General features: G+C 54.5%; 17 protein-coding genes. 7 read left to right on the top strand and 10 right to left on the bottom strand.

The window, feature by feature from the left end; genetic code table 11:
• Positions 1-613: 613 nt before the first annotated feature.
• From PSR62_RS04815 to PSR62_RS04795, 5 genes are all read right to left on the bottom strand, one after another.
• On the bottom strand, positions 614-1,702 hold the full coding sequence (locus PSR62_RS04815) for a hypothetical protein (RefSeq protein ID WP_274406684.1): 1,089 nt from the start codon (positions 1,700-1,702) through the stop codon (positions 614-616).
• A gap of 5 nt (positions 1,703-1,707) precedes the next feature.
• Positions 1,708-2,076 carry a hypothetical protein gene (locus tag PSR62_RS04810; RefSeq protein ID WP_274406683.1) on the bottom strand — a complete coding sequence of 123 codons (369 nt, stop codon included), beginning with the start codon at positions 2,074-2,076 and terminating at the stop codon, positions 1,708-1,710.
• A gap of 97 nt (positions 2,077-2,173) precedes the next feature.
• Positions 2,174-2,782, bottom strand: a complete 609-nt coding sequence (locus PSR62_RS04805) for a DUF1573 domain-containing protein (RefSeq protein WP_274406682.1) — start codon at positions 2,780-2,782, stop codon at positions 2,174-2,176.
• Positions 2,779-3,552, bottom strand: a complete 774-nt coding sequence (locus tag PSR62_RS04800) for a DUF1559 family PulG-like putative transporter (RefSeq protein WP_274408166.1) — start codon at positions 3,550-3,552, stop codon at positions 2,779-2,781. Before PSR62_RS04800 ends, PSR62_RS04805 begins: the two co-directional genes overlap by 4 nt.
• A gap of 92 nt (positions 3,553-3,644) precedes the next feature.
• Entirely contained in the window at positions 3,645-4,151 is a 507-nt protein-coding gene (locus PSR62_RS04795) for a hypothetical protein (RefSeq protein ID WP_274406681.1), read from the bottom strand.
• Positions 4,152-4,586: 435 nt separating this feature from the next.
• Between PSR62_RS04795 and PSR62_RS04790 the strand changes: the two genes are divergently transcribed.
• Genes PSR62_RS04790 through PSR62_RS04770 form a run of 5 tightly spaced genes read left to right on the top strand, consistent with a single transcriptional unit; the run spans position 4,587 to position 8,767 of the window.
• A complete protein-coding gene (locus PSR62_RS04790; RefSeq protein WP_274406679.1) occupies positions 4,587-5,981 on the top strand; it encodes a vWA domain-containing protein in 1,395 nt (464 codons plus the stop codon).
• A gap of 6 nt (positions 5,982-5,987) precedes the next feature.
• On the top strand, positions 5,988-7,685 hold the full coding sequence (locus tag PSR62_RS04785; protein ID WP_274406678.1) for a sensor histidine kinase: 1,698 nt from the start codon (positions 5,988-5,990) through the stop codon (positions 7,683-7,685).
• The gene (locus PSR62_RS04780; RefSeq protein WP_274406677.1) at positions 7,670-8,389 is read left to right on the top strand and encodes a response regulator transcription factor; all 720 of its coding nucleotides are present in this window, start codon (positions 7,670-7,672) and stop codon (positions 8,387-8,389) included. Before PSR62_RS04785 ends, PSR62_RS04780 begins: the two co-directional genes overlap by 16 nt.
• The gene (locus PSR62_RS04775; protein ID WP_274406676.1) at positions 8,386-8,601 is read left to right on the top strand and encodes a hypothetical protein; all 216 of its coding nucleotides are present in this window, start codon (positions 8,386-8,388) and stop codon (positions 8,599-8,601) included. Before PSR62_RS04780 ends, PSR62_RS04775 begins: the two co-directional genes overlap by 4 nt.
• Positions 8,567-8,767, top strand: coding sequence for a hypothetical protein (locus PSR62_RS04770; protein WP_274406675.1), 201 nt, complete (start codon positions 8,567-8,569; stop codon positions 8,765-8,767). The genes PSR62_RS04775 and PSR62_RS04770 overlap by 35 nt, the downstream gene beginning before the upstream one ends.
• A gap of 20 nt (positions 8,768-8,787) precedes the next feature.
• Here PSR62_RS04770 and PSR62_RS04765 read toward each other — a convergent pair whose 3' ends face one another.
• Together PSR62_RS04765 and PSR62_RS04760 are read right to left on the bottom strand one after the other, a co-directional pair.
• The gene (locus PSR62_RS04765) at positions 8,788-9,486 is read right to left on the bottom strand and encodes a Uma2 family endonuclease (RefSeq protein ID WP_274406674.1); all 699 of its coding nucleotides are present in this window, start codon (positions 9,484-9,486) and stop codon (positions 8,788-8,790) included.
• Between the two features lie 124 nt (positions 9,487-9,610).
• A complete protein-coding gene (locus tag PSR62_RS04760; protein ID WP_274406673.1) occupies positions 9,611-12,688 on the bottom strand; it encodes a protein kinase domain-containing protein in 3,078 nt (1,025 codons plus the stop codon).
• An 89-nt stretch (positions 12,689-12,777) separates the two neighbouring features.
• Here PSR62_RS04760 and PSR62_RS04755 point away from each other — a divergent pair, with 89 nt between their 5' ends.
• Entirely contained in the window at positions 12,778-13,398 is a 621-nt protein-coding gene (locus tag PSR62_RS04755) for an RNA polymerase sigma factor (protein WP_274406672.1), read from the top strand.
• 25 nt (positions 13,399-13,423) lie between these two features.
• Here PSR62_RS04755 and PSR62_RS04750 read toward each other — a convergent pair whose 3' ends face one another.
• From PSR62_RS04750 to PSR62_RS04740, 3 genes are all read right to left on the bottom strand, one after another.
• Positions 13,424-14,902, bottom strand: a complete 1,479-nt coding sequence (locus PSR62_RS04750) for a DUF7133 domain-containing protein (RefSeq protein ID WP_338020134.1) — start codon at positions 14,900-14,902, stop codon at positions 13,424-13,426.
• A 65-nt stretch (positions 14,903-14,967) separates the two neighbouring features.
• Complete coding sequence (locus PSR62_RS04745; protein WP_274406669.1) at positions 14,968-18,567, bottom strand: family 16 glycoside hydrolase; 3,600 nt, start codon at positions 18,565-18,567, stop codon at positions 14,968-14,970.
• A 23-nt stretch (positions 18,568-18,590) separates the two neighbouring features.
• A complete protein-coding gene (locus PSR62_RS04740; RefSeq protein WP_274406668.1) occupies positions 18,591-20,189 on the bottom strand; it encodes a neutral/alkaline non-lysosomal ceramidase N-terminal domain-containing protein in 1,599 nt (532 codons plus the stop codon).
• A 141-nt stretch (positions 20,190-20,330) separates the two neighbouring features.
• On the opposite strand from PSR62_RS04740, the gene PSR62_RS04735 reads away from it, so the two are divergent.
• Complete coding sequence (locus tag PSR62_RS04735) at positions 20,331-21,080, top strand: sulfite exporter TauE/SafE family protein (RefSeq protein ID WP_274406667.1); 750 nt, start codon at positions 20,331-20,333, stop codon at positions 21,078-21,080.
• Positions 21,081-21,109: the final 29 nt, after the last annotated feature.

Genomic DNA, 21,109 nt, shown 5'->3' with positions numbered 1-21,109 from the left:
CTCAAAATGTCTTGAGCAAACATTGAACCGCATCTAATCCGTTGCTGATGTCGATAAACTCACCGGCACTCATGTCACCGGTGTCTATACCAAATAACAGCTCACCAACTTTCAACAATCCCCTACGAACTCTGATTACAACACTCAGCGGCGTACTTTGTTGCCGTGTTCACAATTCCGTCTGCTGGAGCGCGGGGAGAATGTGGCACACACTTCCCGGACCCAAAATCAAACTTACAGAACTCCCATCGCCAACAAGGCTGCAACGATCCAGAACACATTGTCTGTGCATAATACGGCGTCTCATCGACATAGTAATCAATCGCGGCCTTACAGTCCCGTGGAAACAAATTTATGAACGCTCCATTGTTGTCGCATCCAATTCCTGTGAACGGATCCAACGACTGACAAACAGGTACGCCTTCCTGGCATGGAGACAACGCCTCGGTCGGCTCTTCGCAATCACAATCAAAACAACTTGACGATGGCGAGTTGCAAGCCATCGAAAAGATTGAGGAAAACCCAAACACGAGCGGCACCATATAGGTTCGTAAAACAGACTCAGCTACTCCAAATCAAAAAAAGAATACCGCGTTCATTGGCGACATCATCTTCACCGGTAGCGATGAATGACTACCCAACTCACGACGGCTAAAACGCCCAACAAAATACAAATCCACCATCGACCAAAAATGGATCGGTGATCCACTTCAAAAGCACCTCTCGCAGATGCTTGACTATACGCATTTCCCTGCCGCTTCACCAAATGCACACCGTCCCAGTATCCAAGGCGTTTCTGGGACTCGTAGTCAACGACCTCCTGTCCGATACCAAGACCCAAATTTGACAACAAGAACGTCGAATCCGGCACCTCAATCCCAAAGTTGCTTTCAGTGCGTTCCATTCGAACAACCTGAACCCTCCCCTCTCCCAATGGGGTACGAGTCCACGTGCGTGTCGGTAGACAGTCGTCCTCATCATACCAAGACGTTACTTCGTATTTTCCGCCCAGCCCCCAGTGCCGGTAGACCGGAAACTCCGAAGATTCTGATATACAGAAATGTTGCTCTGTGATGCCTTCCATATCCCACCGCACATGATGCGAGATTCTCCCGTCGACCAGAACGTCCTTCTTGACAAGCATTGGTTTAGCACGTCCAGGATTGAACAAAGTCCTTTCAACTGTATCGTACGATGCCGGCCCAATACAGACACCTAAAACCCTCGGATCTATAGCGAATCCCGCTCGTTCTAGATCCTCGGGATTCGTTCGAGTCGCATGCTTCGGATCACGATTCACAAAAGTATCAGTTGAGGTTCGAATACACCACTCTTCAACTTGCTCGCCATCTTCTTTCATCGCTTGATAGTGTGACCACACACGCGATCCATTCCATCTGATTGATATTTCTCCGCTTGTCCTCGATACCTTTGTTTGAAACATGTCTTCGAAACCTGAAAGTTTTTCTTGCTCCGATTCAGATTCTTGCTGCCCGACCTGAACTTCAAATGCAACCGAGTAGACCAAATGCCCACGGTGAAGCGATTGCCGAGTGCCTCTCATTCCGTCAATCAGTTGAGCCGCAAAAGCATCATCCGCTTCGTTTCCGAGCACGGTGCTGCCAAGGCCAACCGATGCCATGAAACAGACGAGTGCCAAAGGCTTCCAATCCGACACCATGAATTGATTGAACACAATCAAGTACCTCATTGGTAAAGTTGTTGAACCGCTAAGTGTCGGCAGATCGGTTCCGCGATTTCCACCGATGACGAATCGACAATCATGATTTCGACCTGAGCCCCACCGTCAGGGATGGGATCACCAGCACTTCTCCTGACGCTGTAGTGCTCACCATCGCGATTCGAAGCTTCGTGGTGAACCGAGATCGACGGATCGGATGCGATCACCGACTGAATCGAATAGGGTGCGTCACACTTGGCAGTGAACGTGAGGGTCGCGTCAGCATCCGCGTCGCCAGCGAAAACAAGGCGAGCAGGCAGCACTGTGATCGGACTGCTAATCTCTGCCTTCACCGGGACGATCACATGATCCAAGATCCCACCGGAAAGTTTCACGTCCAATCTCGCAAACAGACTGTCGCAATGACTCGATTTCGACACGTCAATGTGAAGCGGCAACGTCGCCTGACCATCCCTGAACGCGATGATCTGATCATGCGGCCGGACCGACGGATGGTCGCACTCGACCGATTCGATAGTCATCGTGACGCGACCGAAGTCGAAATTCACGTAGTTGTGGCTGATCAATCGCTATTTCAGCAAGTTCGATTGGAGACGCGTCGACCCAAACTTCCGGGCGAATGAATGCCGACATCGCATATTGAACGACCATTTGCCGCACTGGATCGTCAAGGTTGTGACGAGGCTTGCGCAAAACTAATGCGACCGCATTCGTTCGTTTCCCTGACGCTCGCTTGGAGTCGAATGTCACTGGGATTTCGAGCGTTTCTCCAGGGGGAAGCACCAACGGAATGTCCAAATCCGGCACCGTGCAAGTGCATGAAGTTCGCACATCGCTGATCGTTAAGTCTTCATCTGTCGGGTTGTGAAGCGTGAAGCGACGTTCGATTTGAACCAACTGATCCAACTCACCAATATTTTCCAAAGCGGGCATGACGTATGGCACCTCCGGCGAGCGATCCGCCCAAACGAAAACTCCAAGCCCCAATAGTATCATCACCGCAATTGACACCAGAGCCAAATGACTCCGCCGAAATACACGCTGAATTGGTGACAGGTATTGAAAATTTGTCTCTGTCATCGCTGAATCAATGCTCCCAATACGGCAGGGTCAATTTCGTAAACAATCCAACGTTGAGAACCATCTCCCAAGGCGAACCCGACGCCGGTCGGATGAGCCGATCCCCACGCGAACTTGAAACGATCGTCACCACCATCCACCATCAATTCTGTCGTTCGACGAACCGTCCCATCAGAACCACCCAAATAGAAACTCTCATCGTACAACCAGGATGAATCTGACTGCACCAAAGGATTGAATGCCTTCTCACCTATTAAAACAACTTGAGACAGTCCACCGGAGAAGTCACTCATACGTCGCAACTGGGGCCGACGATCAAACGCATTCCCATTGCCGGCATAGTCCGTCTTTGCCCAGACCAAATCGCCTCCGTCGTATCGTCCATTTTGATCGTCGGCGACCACCGATGGCGATCGCTCATTTCGAGACACGCAGGCGACAACCTCAGGGCGCAAACTCGTGACAACCGATTGATAGGCCGCTGGCTGTTCAAGAAAAGGAAGACTGGCATACAACCAAGAACCGGTTTGATTTTTCGGCGACCGCGCTGGGTCCCCCAATCCCCATCGATAGATGCCTCCGGTCGCATACTCAATCGTCTGTGGCTGGGAGGGCAGGCCCGGCGGCAAACTAGCCTGCTGCATCTGATCGGCGCCTCCGTTGTGTGGCAGACAACGATGATTTGATTCGTGCAAATGCACGGCTAGAGCGAGTTGACGCAGATGGTTACCACACTCAACCAGACGGCTTGACTCTCGTGCGGCTTGCACTGCTGGGATCGCCACAGCCAATAGCAGCCCAACGATTGCGATCACTGAGACCAACTCAATGAGGGTCAAACCAGACGAAACTCGCGGTCGATTCACTGTCCAGCCTCCGATGCTGCCAAGGCAATGAATTCAATCAAATGCTTTTCTCGCAATTCTCCACTAGGAGTATCGAAGGTCAAACTCAACTGAGTCGCCAACGGTACCGTCCGTTCCGCTTCCGGCTCGTTGACAACAGTGATCTCAATGTATCGTTGATCGCCCTGAGATTTCAGCGACGCCGCTACACATTCGCAACTGGAAGTAATCTCTTTGAGAACATGATCCTGTGGATGCCCCACGGCCATCGTGCGCACAACTTGCTCCCCTGGAAAGACAAATCCTAAATCAGTCGCCGGTGTTTGATCGAGGGTAACAAACGACGCTGGTGAAGCATTGCTGTTGTCCGACGCCGACATGGCGATGGACCGGACCGCCCCGAAATACCAACCAAACAAAAACCCCGTCGCTAAACAGCTCAATAGCCGCAGTCCATATTGACCTGCTCGAATCGGAACTGGTTCACAATGATTGGCAACGCAAACCTTCGACGAATCGGACATTGCACTGCTCCTTCCACACAAGTCAATCACGCTCTTCCGAGACACCCACATGGTACACCGACCCCCCCTGCAGAGAAGAGCAGGAATTGCAGATCTTCGAAAAAAAACCAACACGATGGATTCTTCGAGGACATTAACTTCGATTATGGGTGCCTCAAGATCCTAAGTGACATTCGTAAACGTACTGGAACCAGCATTGGCTACAAATCGACCAAAGCCTTGCTTTGCGAACTGAAACACACTGGAAAACGGAGCCGAACTGTCCGATCGGAGGGGATTTCCCCGGCGAAACAGCGAGAATTCGTTGGATGACATTTCTTTTACAATTGGCTGACACCCATTCGAACTTTTGGGCGACCGCTTTTCGTTCAATGAGTGACGTCCGAGCCATGTCCGGCTCGATCGCTAGTCCACTCTCGTCCCAGGAGCCTTCCGATGCGTTTCTCATTGTTGATGTTACTTGTTGCCGCCATGACGGCCTCACCGCTTCACCAAGCGAGTGCCGAACAAGTCAAATTGGATGTCCGCTTGGTTCACCCGGTCATGAAAGCGGGTGAGAAGCAAACCAATCACTTGCGAATCGCGCTGACTGGTTTTGAACTGAAATCCACTGAAGAGCGACCACCCGTCAACGTCTGCTTGGTGCTCGATCACAGCGGCTCGATGAGCGGGCAAAAACTCACGCGTGCCAAAGAAGCGGCCGAAGCGGCGATCGATCGGCTGAGCAATGACGACATCGTTTCGGTCGTTCTGTATGACAGCAATGTCACCGTCTTGGTCCCCGCCACCAAAGCCACCGACCGCGAATCGATCAAACAAAAAATTCGCGGTATCAAAGCCGGCAGTTCCACCGCCTTGTTCGCCGGAGTCAGCAAGGGTGCCGCGGAAGTTCGCAAGTTTTTGGCTGACGAACAAGTCAACCGAGTCATCCTGCTTTCGGATGGTTTGGCCAACGTGGGTCCACAAAGCCCACAAGAGTTGGAAGGGTTGGGACGTTCGTTGATGAAGGAAGCGATCAGCGTCAGCACACTCGGACTGGGGTCAGGTTACAACGAAGACTTGATGGTCGCATTGGCCTCGGTGGGCGGTGGCAACCACGCCTTTATCGAGGACGCGGACAGCTTGGTGTCGGTCTTCAACCAAGAATTCGATGGTTTGCTCAGCGTCGTTGCGAACGAATTCGAAATCGTGGTCAAACTGGATGAGTCTGTGCGTCCCGTTCGAATGATCGGCAGCGAAGGCGACATCGAAGGACAAACGATTCGCATTCCGCTCGCTCAGCTCTACGCCAATCAAGAACGTTACTTCATCGTCGAAACCGAGGTTTCATCCGGCACTGAAGATTCCACCCGAGACCTGGCCGAAGTCACCGTGCAGTATCGCAACCTGCAAACCGAAACCAAAGAGAAACTGACCAGCAGCATCCAGGTTCGCTTCAGTGACGAAGAAAAGATCGTCGAAGAAGCCAAGGACATGGAGGTTTACGCCTACTGCAGCTTGCAAATCACCACCGAACGCAACCGCGAGGCGACCGCACTGCGGGATGCGGGCCAAGTCAAGGAAGCACAATCGCTGCTGAATCAAAACGCGACCTCTCTCAACAAGCTGTACTTTGAGTGTGAAGCCAAGGGCGTCACCAGTGTTCTTCCTGAACTGAAATTGGCCGAAGAAAGCAACGAGATGCAAGCCGAAGCGATTGTCGATCGTTCCAAGTGGAATTCAACTCGCAAGAGTATGCGGCAGTTGCAAAATGCGGTCCAAAATCAACAAACCTATTCGGTGGACGTCCCCAGTCTTTCGCCTTCTCAATCCTCCGCCCCTCGTCGGTAAGCTCTTTTGCCTCTGCGTCACGTCCTCGCGCTGCTGTTGCTGATCGTTTCCCCGCTGATCCTGATCGGTTGGTTCGGAACCGCCACGCTCGCGCGGCAACAACAGCAGCAACGGGAACAGTTGCAACAACTCTTCGCCGGGCGACTGCAGGACTTGAGTTCCAACTTGCGTCCCATCGCCCAGCGATATGAATCCGAACTTGGCGACCAACTTCGCAAGGCCGAGCGTGACTTGAATCGCCTAGCGGAACTTCGCCGTTCAACGCCCATTGCTCGATCGGTCTTGCTGGTCGATCGCGATGGACGATTGATCTACCCCCGCAAACCTGTCATCGATGCTACATCGGAAACGTTGTGGTATGCCGCTCTGAGCGAACTGGCTCGTGGACGACCGATCGGAGAACAGAAGGAAGCTCTTGGTCTCGATAGCGACTCCCGATCATCGTCCTCGATCAAAGGAGTCATTCCCCAAACACGGATCCTGCAGGTTTCAAAGACACCATCATCAAACGATCCATTGAACAATGACACTCGCTGGCAAAGCTGGTTCCACGAAGACGGCTTGCAATTGGTGCTGTGGTTGCCACGATCCGACCAAACCGCGACGGGGGTCGTTCTGGAACGGGGACGCTGGATGGCCGACTTAGTCGAAGCCTTGCCCGCAACATCCGCCGATGAAAGCGGGCGTTACGAACTGCGTGACAGCACCGACCGAACGGTGTACCGCTGGGGCGACTCCAACGAAACAATCGACCCGATCCAACCGCTTGCCACCATTCGGATGGAAGCTCCGTGGAACGGATGGCGGTTGATCTACACGCCGTCCACCGACGCGTCCCCGGGTTGGTTGGCGGACGGAACCATCCCCCTGCTGGCAACTTTGTTGGCTCTCGCCACCACGCTGTTGTTGCTGGGAGCGTATGTGATGACGACGATCCGGCGTCAAATGGCGCTGGCTCAACAACGCGTCAGTTTCGCCAGCCATGTGTCGCACGAATTGCGAACTCCGTTGACCAACATTCGTCTGTACGCGGAACTCGCCAAACGCGACCTCGATTCGGAATCGACTTCATCCTCAAATGAGCCCAATCAACGACGACTGCGGGAACGCCTGGAGGTGATCGAGGAGGAGAGCCAGCGTCTTTCTCGCTTGGTCACGGGGGTCCTCGACATGGTTTCAGGGAAAGGCAAACTGTGTCCAACACTCGAAGTCCCCGACCAAATCATTCGCCGAGTCGTGGAAAGTTTTGCTCCCGCTTTCGAAAGTCTCGAAATGAAAACGGAACTGAAGCTGAATGCCAACGACGCGATTCCGATCGACACCGATGTGACTGAATTGGTCCTGGTGAACTTGCTCAGCAACGTCGAAAAATACGCGGCCTCCGGAAAGCGAGTGACGCTCACTAGTTCTCAAACACCGTCCCTGATCACCATCGACGTGGTCGATCAAGGTCCGGGGATCACCAAGTCGGAAGCGAAACGAATCTTTGAACCCTTCGAACGGCTCGACGATTCTTTGTCCGCACCTGCAGGAACAGGCCTCGGACTGGCGATCGCCCGCAACGCGGCACGACGGCACGGTGGCGACCTGACCTGGATCCCCTCCGAGCCAGGGTCGCATTTTCGCTTCACGCTGCAACCACTGGATGCAACTTCCAATCGCGTCTCGTCACCCCCAACCGAACCATCATGCCCCGGATCTTGATCGCCGAAGATGACCGACACACTCGTGCTGCCCTGGAGGAATTACTGGGCGCCGAAGGCTACGACGTGGCGACAGTCGGCGATGGCCTATCCGCGTCGAAAATGATCGAATCCAAGAAGTTCGACTTGGTATGTCTGGATGTGATGATGCCGATGAAAAGCGGCTATGACGTTTGTCGACTTTTGCGTGCGAACGACAAACGAACGCCCATCATTTTCATCACCGCCAAAGGGGAAGAGATCGACAAAGTGGTCGGTTTTGAACTGGGAGCGGACGACTACATCAGCAAACCGTTTGGATCCCACGAAGTCATCGCCCGCGTCAAAGCCGTTCTGCGACGTTGCCAACCGGAACCCAGCCAAACACCAAGTGCGAAAGACCCGACCACGCACGTCGCGTTCAACATGGACGACTTGCAGGTCACACCATCAAAACTGCGAGCCACTCGTGGCGAGACGACAATCGAACTCACCGCTCGTGAACTTCAGATCTTGATCTTGCTGCATGATGCCGACGGGGACGTGGTGCATCGCCAAACGCTGTTTCAAGAATGCTGGGGCCCAGGCCGAGTCCCCAACAGCCGAACGATCGACCAAACCGTCAGCCAACTCCGCAAGCGAATTGAGATCGACCCCAAGCACCCCCGCATCATCCAAACGGTCTACGGCATCGGCTACCGATGCGAATGCGAACCTCACTCATGAAAACACTCGTCCTGTCGATCGTGTGCTTGGTCACGTGGTGTTGTGCTCCCGTTCATGCCGCTGACCTGCGAATGCAAGTTTTGTTCGATGGTCCGGCTCCAATCCCTCGACCGCTGGATCCCGACACGGACAAAGCGGTGTGCGGCCAATTGAACTTGCTCGACGAGCGTTTGCTGGTTGACCAAGAAACTCACTTTTCGCGTCTTCCATGAAGACGCCCGCCATCTGACCAACGTCACGATCAATGGCAACGTTCAACATTGGGACCGCAATCGATTCCAAGTCACCTTGGCCGAAGGCACCAACGACCTAGGGCAAGTGAAGCTTTCACCCAAGAACTTTGCGAGCGTTCAAACAGCAGAATCAACCGGACAGTGACAACGAGGAATGCTGCTCAATCAACCGTTTTCGACGACAGGATTCTCGCCCACATCCGAACCGTCCAGAACGGCGAACACTTCCGCCAAGTTGATCTTCAGTCCGGGCAGAACCTCACCACCATCGAGTGATTCCGTTTCGCCACGCACCGAAGACTGCGTCGCCGAAGTGAAGATGGCAACGGACCTTCGAATGGGATCCACCGTCCAAACCAACCGGATGCCAGCGTGAAAATATTCGCGACGTTTGCGAGCCATCTCCGCGCGAGTGTTCCCTGGACGGAGTACCTCCACCACCAAATCAGGAACCATTCGAGGAAAGGCCTCCTCCGGCAATCGTCCGCCCGGCAGCCGGTCCCAGGACAAAAAAGCCACGTCGGGACCGCGGATCAGATCGGGAAAGAGGGTTACAAAACCATCCGCTCCCGAGACCATGCCCAGCTTGTGTTGCCTCGCAAATGCACTCAAGAATTCGATCAACACAGCCGCCAGCAGTGATTCTCTAAACCCCATCTGCTTCTCCACCAATTGGCCATCGACGAGTTCGCACATCACGCCCTGAGCATGAAGGATGGCAAGATCCTCTGCTGTGGCGGGCCTGGAGGCTTCAACCACCCGCAATCGATCGGACGAAATGCCTCCCAGGTCCGTCAGCGTGTCAGCGACACTGAGAGGCAAAGCCGCATTGGCGGTGGCGTTGGGAAGACTGGGGATTTGCATGGTCACATTCTAACTCAAATCGATCGGTGATCTCAAACGAAAGGCCCTGCCTGATCCAGCAGACTCTCTTGAATGCGCCACGCCCAACGGAGGCTCGCAGAAGACACGACCAATTGAAGCCAATTCAAGGTTCAATGCGTTCACCACCGTCCCGAGTGATCAAAGCCCTCAATTTTTCTTCGTCCACCGGATCCATCGTTCTCACGGCTCCATCGGCCATCAGATACCGAAGTACGGCATCATCAGCAAACTCTGGCAACTCACTGAGATCTTGCGGCTTCGTCCAAGGAACTGACGATTTCGTTTCCAAAATCAGCAACGTGTTGGACGTCCCGTCTCGGATGTCCTTGAATTTGACACCATCGTCGATGCCCAATGCACTGGCACCATCGGCGATGCCTTGATAGTTGGCGTGCCAAACGGGTTGATCCATCGGCGCATCGGGACGTCGATAGATGGAAGGCATCTTCGCCAGCAACTTCGAGTTCGCTTCACTGTCCCACGGTTCGTCAAACCGATACTGCTCGAACAGCTCCTGTTGCTCAATGAAAGGCAGAATCGCCACTCGCCAAGAAAACGGCTTCAGCTCGGATTGGTCGTTGATTCCAATCGCTCCCTCTCTCGCCATCGATGCCGAGGCAGGAAACTTTCGATAAGCCGACGCAAAGTTGTGAAAGGCGATCCCTATTTGCTTCAACTGATTGGTGGACTGGACATCGCGTTCAGTGCTAACCTCTTTGACAACAGCTTCCATCCCCATCGTCTTTGCAGTCATGAGCAAACCCACGGGAGAAAGGGCATCTCCCAGGGAATAAGAACCTCTCTCCTGAGATTGTTGCCGCTGTAGCACGGACCTAAACCGGCGAGACAAAGAGACAACTTCATCGAGGTCAGTTGGAAAATCACCCAGTCGCTCAACGATGAAGGCCCCCTTGCCCGCATCGAGTCCCAGAACATTCGAATTTGCCGAAACTGAGCGTTTTGACTCGAACTCCAATCGATCACCAATGAGAAAACGGCATACCAACAACTGCGGAGCAGACTTCTTCGGGATCAGGTTCGTAAAAAGAATTTCTCTCAAATTACCATTGCCGGAAGTCCTCGCGGCAATATGCCCCGCCATTCGAATTGACACATCTTCAACCACGTAAAAGTCCCGACCATCAAACGCAAGCAGCGTGGCATCTGATCGGCCAGAAAGTCGCCAAACACCCTGAAGTCGCTCAAGATCTGTTTTCGCTTGCGTTGCTTTCTCTCGTTTTGAAAGCGGTGCAACCAATCCGCTGTCCAGAGCATTCATCAAGAAGCTGACTTCTTCTTTTGTGAACCGACCTGTGATCGCAATGTCACGGCCAACTTCCGCCATGATCGTCGGTGCCATTCGGATCTTCCCGTTGACGATGATCGCCAACCTTCGTTGCATGTTGTTGCGTGTGAGTTCACGCAGCGACTTCCCAGCAGCCTCGCTCAGTCGAAGCTCGATTTGCTCATTGCCCTTTGCTTGAGCCATTTCGATCTGTTCGCGGAGCTTGTCTTGATCGATTGCCAGCGAACCAGCCTCACGGACCAAATGCAATGTTTGCCCGTTCATGTGCAGCGGCGAAGAAAGGTCCGCATCCAGATCAGCCGCATACCATCGAAACCCATCTCGCGTGACAGCGAACTCCTGAGGAAGACCTTCATATTTCGAGCCGTACTCCCGCATTTCTTCTTCGGTTGCCAAGATTGCGAACCTCAGGAACGCTTCTTTGCGTTGGTCTGCGAAAGCGGCAACGGCGGGCAACGCGGTGGTTTCCGGAGGTGGATCGGGTGATACGTCGGCAATGACGCTGACTTCGCTTCCATCTGGTGCGTTCATGGTCAGAACCGAACCATCGGGCAGCTTGATGCGGATCAATACACCACTCATCAATCCAATGAACAACCCAAAGAATCCTGCAGCGATCGCCGCGGTGAGGGGTACCGTTCGTCTCCACCACCTTTGTGTTTGGGACGAAACCTTGGTTTCTGGATGGCTGGCGGGTGCACGCTCAGCCGAGGCAGTTTCGGCTCGAGCGATCAATCCAGACAGATTGGCGTCGCTCACAAATGGCTTCAGCTTTTCAGCGACCTGCATCGGCGTTTGTGGTCGCGATGTTGGGTCTTTGTCCAACATCGATGCAACCAACTTGACCAACCCAGCGGGTGCATCGGGCAAGAAATCGCTGAGCATCGGTGGTTGCGAGGAAACATGAGCCGTCATTTTGGCAAACGCGGTCGCGAATTGCGGCCCAGCAAACGGGGCATGCCCGGTCAACAGCTTGAACAATGTGCAACCAAGCGAATAAATGTCAGCGCGAACGTCGACGGTGCGACTGTCCGTGACCTGTTCCGGTGCGATGTAATCCGCCGTCCCCATCGCTTGTCCGGTGCCGGTCAAACCTGATGTTTCGAGACGAGGTTCCTGCAAACGAGCCAACCCCAGATCCAGCAACTTCACCTCGCCAGAATGACTCAACATGATGTTGGATGGTTTGACGTCGCGGTGAACGAAACCTTGGTCGCTGGTGTATTGCAGTGCGACGGCCACTTGGCGAATCAAATCACAAGCGTCCGCAATCTCGATCGGCCCGGTTCGCGAAACCAACTGAGCCAGATCCATTCCGTCAATGAATTCAGTGATCAAAACCGCTGTGCCATCGATTTCACGTGCGTCATGGGCCGTGACGATCCCAGGGTGACTCAACTGTCCCACGGCCCGCATCTCAGCCTCAAACCGCTCCTTCATTTTGGCGTCTGCGAGACGATGCCCGGCCAAGACCTTGAGTGCGACCAGGCGGCCTAACTTGGTATGACGAGTCAAATAAACATTGCCCATTCCACCGCGGCCCAACGGACGAACGATTTCATATTCACCAATCGAGACTGGAAAACCCGGCATTTCCGAGACAGTGGGCGGTTGCTGTCCAAGTCCGATCGCACCCAAAGCAGCGATCACGGCCAAGTCGCACTGCGGCTCGTGAGCCAATTCCGGCGCATCATCGGGCGATCGAATGGCTTGGATCAAAGAGTCCTCGCCATCGCCGATCGTTTCCAATTCGGATTGGCAAACTTCGCAATCGCGAAGGTGGTCCAGCATCGAGTCGCTGTCTTCTTCGGCCAATCGGCCCAGCGTCAAATCCTTCAATCGTTCGATCGACGGGCATTCAGTTGCGGTCATCATGGGTGTCCTCCGGGATAGTTAGGGTAACGCACCAGGATGAACGCGGGCGTCTGACACCATTTGCTGATAAAATCTTTTTCATGAGCCACATGTCGCCCTCGAACGAACATCCCACCCTGTCATCGATGCTGATTTCCGGCGTCAAACAGATGGATGCCGAAAGCTGGAGCCGTTTGGTTGGCACCTTCGGCCCGATTGTCTACCGCTGGTGTCGGACCTCAGGAATTCCCGCGTCCGATGCACCCGATGTAGTGCAAGAAGTCTTTGCATCCGTGGCCCGAGGCATTGGCGACTTCCAAAGAAAGAAACGCGAAGGCAGTTTTCGATCTTGGTTGGCCACGATCACACGCAATCGCGTTCGTGATCACTTTCGAAGACTCAACAAACTCGCTGAGGCTGATGGACGAGCGATCGGGGGCAGCGAAGCGCTCGATCAATTGCATCAAATCGGTGAGCAGGAAATCGCCGATACGCTGGATTCCACCATTTGCCCCGCGTCGATCGAAAGCCCTTTGATCCGACAAGTCATGACATCGGTCGAATCTGAATTTGAAATCGCGACTTGGCAAGCGTTCTGGGCCACCACCGTTGACCAGCAACCTGCGTCAACGGTTGCAGACAAATTGGGCCTTTCCGTCGCCAGCGTTTACCAAGCGAAGTCCCGTGTGCTTCGCCGACTTCGCAAACGCATGGCGGAGCTACCGGAATAAACCGGCGGCAACTCATTGCCTTGAGTCAGTTCGCCTCGTTGATCTTATTCAGCGTGTAGTACGCCTGAGGATGCAGCAAAGGATTGCCGTCTTGGTTGCGGACGCCGTTGGAATGAAGCTCATGAACATGACCGAGTTGCAATCCGTCGATCACCAATCGCACGTGCATCCCGTCCTCCGAAACAGTTGCCGATGTGATCGTGGGCTTGGTCGGATCCACTTCCGGACTGCCGTACTGCGAACGGTACTCGTACGTGTAAGTCTCGATCTCATAGCCTGCCAAATCAGTCGCCGTCGCGGCATCCACCGGCTGAGTGAATTCCAAATCAAAACCGTCGGACGTTGATTTCATGTGCTTGATTTCAAACGCGACTTTCCCGGTCCAATCCAATCGCTCGATTGCGAAAGGACGAGGGCCCGTTGATCCCCAACCACGGTTGGTTCCGCCAACAAACATCGATCCATTGGGCGCCATTTCCATCCCGACATTGCCTGAGGCAAAGCCTCGTCGGAAAGGGAAACAAACACCCTGCCAAACGCCATCCACCTCTTCCAAGTCGACTCGCATGACCGTGCTCTGCGATTGATCACTGACGAACAGTTGATTTTCAAACGGACCGAACTTGCCGCCCGACTGATCACAAACGATTCCCGACGCACTCTTTCCCATTTTGTCGTAAGGGAACATGACCACGGTCGGCACCAGTTCCGGGATCTTGGCCGCTTCGGTCAAGATGCGACTGCCGCTCTCAGGTTCTTGCGGACGCTTGCCCATGTTCGGTGCGTCGTCATACCAATCCCATCCACCGGGATGGCCCATGAACTTGCCTTCCTGCAGCATTTTCAGACCACATGTTCCGTTCCATGGTCCTTGGTTGTCGGTGTAGAAGACATTGCCCTTGGAATCGGTCCCCATTCCGCCGGGCGAACGAACGCCGCTGGAATACGGAATGGTTTGCCCGTCCGAAGTGACCTTCATCGCCCACCCACGAAACGGGACCTGGCTGCTGAAAGACCCGGTCAAACACAGCGTGATCAGCATGTCGCCGTTGGCATTCAACTTCGACCCAAACGCGTATTCGTGGTAATCACCCGACACGCCCCATCCATCGGCATGCGTTTGAAAAACATCCGCGGCACCATCGCCATCGGTGTCCTTCAGCCGTGTGATCTCAGGCCGCTGGGTCGCGATCAACCAACCGTCTTGTTCGGTCAAGCTAAGTGGTTCGTGCAACCCGCGAGCAAACACACTGAACTGATCCGCCGTCACTTTTTTGGCGAGCGGATTTTCGATCATGAAGATGTCACCACGGCGCGAACACACCGCCAGTCGACCGTCTTCCATCCATTCAAAGCCACACGCTTCGATGACCTCGCCCTCCGGAGTTTCGAAGGTCGTGATCGTGTAGTAATCGCTTTCTTTGGGCTGCTCAGCATGGATCGCTGAGACGAAACTCAGCAGCAAGGCCAAGCTGGCCAAAGGTCGAATTCGCATGAAGTTCATCGTTCTGGTTATCAAAAAAGTTCGGTGGCAAATGTGTCAATTCAAAGCAACGCGTCGGATGGACGTCACCAAGCAATTGTTTGATGAATTGTCCGTGTCTCTCCGGCAGGCAAGACGGCACGCCAAATCGGCTTGCCATCCACCGTCACTTTCTCAAGCCGAATGCCCTGGATCTGCAAACTCGCTTGATTGTTGACACGGAATGTTTGTGTGCCGTCGGTTTCAGCCGTGACCTCCATGGGTTGGTTGGTCGGTTGCCACACCCATTGTTCGCTGTCGTTCGAAGCGGGAACCGAAATCGTCAAGGTTCGACTCAGCTGAGGCGGGGTCGCCTGATCCGCTGACGTTTGCGACGAAATGGTGTCTTCGACTTTCAGGTCACCTCGAGAAAATCCGATGGCGATCGTTTGACCATCGTTCAGCTGGTAACCACCGAACCGGAAATCACGAGCTCTCGCGGATTTCTCCGGCCAGGCGGCATCGAGACTTGAAAGCAACGCCAAAGTGGACTGGCCCTCGAGAATCGAAACCGCATCACCGAGCGGTTCCTGGCGACCTTGCCCACGACCACGCCAGTGCATCGATGCATCGAAGAAGCCGTTCTTCCAAACCCGAGACAAAGTCATTTGCTCGGCATCCCAAATCAAGTTGGTTTTGTTCGGGAAGGCGATCCCAATCCCACGCGCACTGACTCCGGTGAAGAAGTTGCGGTAGATCCGCAGTGACTGCTCAGTCGGCTGCAACACAATCGCGTTCTGTTTCAGCCCCACCGGTTCCTTGGCTTTGTCGCCAAGCGACAGGTACTTCCAAATCGCATCGGTTTGGTTCACCGGGTCGCCCTCTTCAATCGTGGTGATCGCGGACTTGCCATCCACAAAGCTGTTCGGCATTCGAGTGCCGGGTCGGTACAAAGTCGGGTTCTGCAAATAGCGTTGGAACCATTCATATCGAAGTCGTTTGGGCATGGTCAGCAAGTCAATGGCTCCCAATCCACCCCCGGTGTCTCCACCGAAGCTGTGACACTTGATGCACGCCAATCCATCGTTGCCACATAGCTGGCGGCCGTTGGAAACAATCGTTGATTCGTTGGCGGTGGTGTCCGCTTCTTCGACCGTCGGATTCATGTCCAAACGACCAACCGCGGCATGCCAGTCTCGCAGCGGTTCGTACGCGAACGCCGGCATTCGCGTGCCCATGTAGCTGCGAAGGTTGGCACCGTGATTCAGCACATCGGTGATCGTTTGCGGAGTCAGTTTATCGCCAACACCCGTTAATTGCGGTGGCAAACGGCCCTCCAGTCCCATCTCGGGAACCGTCGAAACAAACGACTCGTCGCGTGACAATTCGGGGCCGCCGATACCATCGCGCTGGTGACAGGCGTAGCAATTCAATCCCAGCATCGTCATATGAACACGACGTGCATCGGTCACCTTGGGACGTTGCCCCGAACGCCGACGTTTGAGCGCCGATTCGATGGCAGAAACCTGAGTTGCCCCCAACGCAAAGTTGACTGCAGGTGCCGACACGTCCTCTGCCAAACACCCCTTTCCCTCGCCCGCCTGATCCAACGCGGGTGCTTGAACCGTTTGCAAAGCGGAAGCCTGGTCCGCGCCCACCGAGTGACAATTGGCACATCCGATGGAATAGAACTGCTGCTTTCCTTTCTCAATCAAGGACGAGTCCGCAACAAATTCGCTGGGCAACAAATCCAGTGGCTTTCCACCCACCGTGTTGCTGACCCAATAAGCAATGTCATCGCGAGCAAAGGAGTCGCTTTCCACTTCAAGACTCAGGGACGTTTCCCCTCCACCATCAAAGTACTCCACGCGGACGGGATAGACGCCGGCCTTCAGTTCGTATTCTGCTTGGACCGATTTGTGGGGGTGGATCCCATCGTTTTCCAATCGATGCCCGTCAATTTCGAGCGCACTTCCGTCGTCGCTGGCCAAGTGGAACGTCAACTTGGTCTCTGAATTCACATGCAAATCGGTTTCGTAGACCACCGCGAAATTGTTTCTTCGTTTCAGGTCGTCGAAAATCAGCCCACTGACCTGATCTTCAGAGACCGGTTTCAGTGAATCGAACTTTGGCAGTTGCTTCCAGGAACCGTGGTACACCTTTCTGGTGAATGCATCCGCGGTTTTGCCCACAGTGACTTCACGAGTCAGGTAAGCCGCGACCGCCATGATTTCTTCGTCGGTGCCAACCATCGCAGGCATCCGCAGTCCTGGACGAAGTTGATTGCAAGTCTTCAAAAACTTCGTCAAAGACGGCAATGTGTATTTGCGATGTGGTTTGCCCAGCGGAACCGACATCGGGCTGGGACTGGCGGGATCGGCCGAGTGACAGGCGGCACAACCCACTTTTTGATACAGCTTTTCACCACGATCAGCGAGCTTGGCACTGACGATTCGATCTTCGAGTGGTTGATCGTTGATGGAATGCAGATAGCTTGCGATTTCTTTCGCCCGTTCCCGTCGCTCCGCTGCCTCCATTCCTGGCCAAGGGTCGGGCATCGTCGTCCCGCGCTTGGTGGTGTGGGGATCGGCGATCATCTCGACGATGGCATCGGCGCGAACACGCCCAAAGACTTGCGACAAATCGGGACCGCCCTGCGAGGGCAACATCGATGTTCCTGCTTTGTGACATGATCCGCAGGCCAAGTTGTCAATCAAAACTTCGCCAGCATCGGCCATCGACAACGCATTGGTGCCGACGAAACGCTCAAACCCCGAGACAATCGGACGCTTGGCTTCACGATCCGCATCCCGTGGCAAAACCCAAATGTTTCGGAAGCGAACTTCGTCACCATGATCCTGCAGGTAAATCGGACCAGGCTCCGGACCTTCTTTCAATTTCGCAGCCCGAGTCGCGTCAGGCACTGCCACATTGTTCTGCACAATGACTCCATTCAGACGAACTGTCATCCGAGCATCGGCGACCTTTTTCCCAGCGTCATCAAATCGTGCCGCGGTGAAGTCGACGTCGTAGGTCTGCCACTGCATCGGTGGGTAGCAAACGTTGACCGCAGGACCACTGACCGTGTAAATCGCACCGCATTCGTTGTCGAGACCCTCTGAACCGAACGAATCCAGCACCTGGGTTTCGTAGCGAGCCTGGTGATAGATGCCACTGTTGCCCCGCTTTTGCCCCGTTGCCTTGGGCATGAAAGGCGTCCGAAATTCCAAGTGCAGCGTGTAGTCCTGAAATTTCTGCTTCGTCGTTGTCCCCTGCATCAACCAACCTTCGGGACTGACGCGTCCATTTTCCCAGTTCGCGTCCGCCGCTTCTTCGGTTCCATCGAACAGGACCGTGGCTTTCGCGGGAGCGGACCGGCCCATCGTGCTGCTGACCCGTTCGACCCGTCGAAGATTCATCGAATCCACCAACCCCAACAGGACGTCTTCATCGGCTTCGATTTTTCGTGGCGAAGGCTTGGCACCAGCTCCGGGCAAGCCACCTTCGTAAATCACAACGTCAAACTCACCGTCCCCGATCGCAACGACCTGGACTCCAATCTCATCCGCGATGTACTCGCCTTGCAATTCAAGGTCCGGATCACCGGCTGCGGGCTCTTGGGCGGAAACAGATCCAAATCCAATCGCACACCCCAAAACCAGACTCAATCCGGCCAGAGAGTTCAGAACTGGCAGACGCATTCGCATAGGGAAAATCTTCAAAGTTAGAATCATCGAGAAGTCAGTTCGGAATGGAGTTCGTATTTCGTGGGAGTGTCATCGGAGGCTGCGCTGCGAAGCAGGGTGAGTGCCGCGGAAACCAATTTTTCACCTGACCCAGGCTGCGTTCGTGAATTGATGACCTCGTAGCTGCCCTGGGCATACGCCGCATGCGTCGGCAAATAGGCGGTTTCGACGCAGTTGGACAATTCAATCACCAGCGTTGTTTCAAAAGGCGAATGTCGTTTGATCGCCAATCCCAGGTCAACAAAAACCTCCCCGGGCAGGAAGACGATCGCCAATTCATCCCCCAAAGTGATGGTCGCGACCTCAACTGGCAAATGATCCCCGATGCCTTGCCAGGCAATCATTGGAGAAACATTCGCCGGATCATCGCCGTCGATCCACGAAGGATTGTTGGTCAGGCGATCCAGCTGAGCATCTCGGTTGGCTGCGACGAGATCTTCAAACGCCACCTTTTCGCCCCCACGGGCAAGAGGAATCAACGCTTTCGCTCGATCAATCTGCTGTTCAGTCAATGTTTGCAGCGGCAACGGCACCACCGCCTGGCGATATTTTAATCGCGATTTCGGGCTGGGCGATGTTTTGATTGAACCCTCCAACATCGAACGAGCCTCCTTCACCAAAGTCTCGCCCAGAGAATGCCCAATGAATTCGCAGGAATTGCGTTCCTGACGGGACGGGTCGGCGTGGTTGATGTCGCCACACGTGCCGGCACCAAAGATCGAAAGCACATCGTCACCAAAATTTTCAGCCACCGCTCGCTGCATCAAAGCCGGGTAGTCCGCACTCCAACGAGTCCCCCCGACGGTGTCCAAATGCAACGCGTAACTGCTGCAAATCGTGAACGGTTGATTGGTTTCGGAATCGAGCACCGCGATCACGCCCAACTGGTCATCGATCGGGCCGGCGGAGCGAATTCGCTCTGGGTTGGATTCACGTTGCCACGTCAGAATGCTGCCGTCTTTCATGACCGAGCGTCGATTGAAGGAAACCGGAACCGACTGAATCGCGTTGCCCGCCAAGATTTTGGCCGAACGTTTGCTCGAGATGGCGTCACCGATTGCCCCCACAATTCCGTTGACCAGCTTTTCTGCGTAGGGAGACTCTTCTTTCAATTCACCACGAAGATGACGAACCAGGTGGGCTCGATAATCCGGAGCGGTGTGCGAATGTGTCGCTGAAACGAGGTGGTTTTTAGCCGGGATCCCGTGCAAAGATTCGGATCTCCGTATCACCTCTTCGTACAAATCGCGGGTGATGCCGACCAAATCACAGACCACCCAGACCACCACTGTGTCGCCTTGTTCAAAAACCATCGCTTTCGCAAACAGTGGGTCACGTGTTTCCGTGGCCAGTCGCTCATGAAAATAGCCTGACATCGGGAACCCAGTCGGCGGCGTGATCTCTCGCTGAGCACTGCCGATCAACAAATCCGACTCCGAAGCGGCTTCGACCGTGGAATTGCTCGGCGTCGGTTCCTGCCCGCCAACCATCGAAGCACTGACGAGGATCCCAATGATCAAGCAAAACGGCAGCTGCCGATCAAACCAAATCGAACGTCCGGAAACAGCCAAGTATCTGGCCATGGTTCTTCCTGTGATGAAGGCGGGATTTTGAGGGAGGGGCCATGTTCGGCCGGCGGGGTGGGGTTCGTGAACCCTGAATCATTGTAGATACTCCCGATCTCACCCATTGCTTCCTGACACCCGTGACTCACACAAAATTCAATGCTTTCATCGCTCACCCCCGACCAAATTGCACTGTTGGCTGTGGGCGCCACTGGCATTGGCTTCTCGAAATCAGGGTTCCCTGGCATCAGCATGTTGCATGTGGTCCTCTTCGCCTTTGTGTTTGGGGCGCTGGAATCCACTGGCGTGCTTCTCCCGATGCTGGTCGTCGGGGACCTCTGCGCCATTGGCTTTTTCGGCCGCAAAGCGGATTGGTCCCATGTCCGTCGATTGCTTCCGCCGACGTTGGTCGGAATCGTGATTGGTTGGGCGATGATGGACCGCCTCGATCCCGAGCACTTCAAAACACTCGTTGGCGGCATCATTCTCGCACTCGCCGCTGTGCAAGCCGCTCGCTTGCTCCGCCCCAAGTTGTTTGAAAAATTCCCCCACCAAGTTTGGTTCTCAGTGTTCCTTGGCCTGCTTGCAGGTCTAACAACGATGTTGGCCAATGCCGCAGGGCCAGTGGTTGCACTCTATCTTCTGGCGGTCAGCTTGCCGAAATGGGAACTGATCGGCACCAGCGCTTGGTTGTTTCTGGTGTTAAACATCCTGAAGCTTCCGTTGAGCTACAACCTGGGTCTCATCACACCCGATACATTGTTGGTGGGCGCCGCACTGGCTCCGATGATCCCACTCGGAATCTTGTCGGGAAAATGGCTGGTCACCCGAGTTTCTCAAACTTGGTTCAACGCGATTCTTCTCGGATTCACCGCGATTGCCGCGATGCGATTGATGGGCTGGTTCTGAACCCAACGTTTCCAAGCCTCGTGCCTCCG

The organism is Rhodopirellula sp. P2, assembly GCF_028768465.1.
GTDB lineage: Bacteria > Planctomycetota > Planctomycetia > Pirellulales > Pirellulaceae > Rhodopirellula.
Note: the sequence above shows the minus strand (reverse complement) of the source record. Positions and strands in the feature narration are given on the sequence as shown.

Bases quoted from the DNA above. Each gene is read 5' to 3' on its own strand.
- PSR62_RS04740 (WP_274406668.1), bottom strand. From the start codon at position 20,189: ATGGCCAGATACTTGGCTGTTTCCGGACGTTCGATTTGGTTTGATCGG.
- PSR62_RS04790 (WP_274406679.1), top strand. From the start codon at position 4,587: ATGCGTTTCTCATTGTTGATGTTACTTGTTGCCGCCATGACGGCCTCA.
- PSR62_RS04765 (WP_274406674.1), bottom strand. From the start codon at position 9,486: ATGCAAATCCCCAGTCTTCCCAACGCCACCGCCAATGCGGCTTTGCCT.
- PSR62_RS04805 (WP_274406682.1), bottom strand. From the start codon at position 2,782: ATGACAGAGACAAATTTTCAATACCTGTCACCAATTCAGCGTGTATTT.
- PSR62_RS04735 (WP_274406667.1), top strand. From the start codon at position 20,331: ATGCTTTCATCGCTCACCCCCGACCAAATTGCACTGTTGGCTGTGGGC.
- PSR62_RS04760 (WP_274406673.1), bottom strand. From the start codon at position 12,688: ATGATGACCGCAACTGAATGCCCGTCGATCGAACGATTGAAGGATTTG.
- PSR62_RS04780 (WP_274406677.1), top strand. From the start codon at position 7,670: ATGCCCCGGATCTTGATCGCCGAAGATGACCGACACACTCGTGCTGCC.
- PSR62_RS04775 (WP_274406676.1), top strand. From the start codon at position 8,386: ATGAAAACACTCGTCCTGTCGATCGTGTGCTTGGTCACGTGGTGTTGT.
- PSR62_RS04745 (WP_274406669.1), bottom strand. From the start codon at position 18,567: ATGCGAATGCGTCTGCCAGTTCTGAACTCTCTGGCCGGATTGAGTCTG.
- PSR62_RS04795 (WP_274406681.1), bottom strand. From the start codon at position 4,151: ATGTCCGATTCGTCGAAGGTTTGCGTTGCCAATCATTGTGAACCAGTT.
- PSR62_RS04755 (WP_274406672.1), top strand. From the start codon at position 12,778: ATGTCGCCCTCGAACGAACATCCCACCCTGTCATCGATGCTGATTTCC.
- PSR62_RS04750 (WP_338020134.1), bottom strand. From the start codon at position 14,902: ATGAACTTCATGCGAATTCGACCTTTGGCCAGCTTGGCCTTGCTGCTG.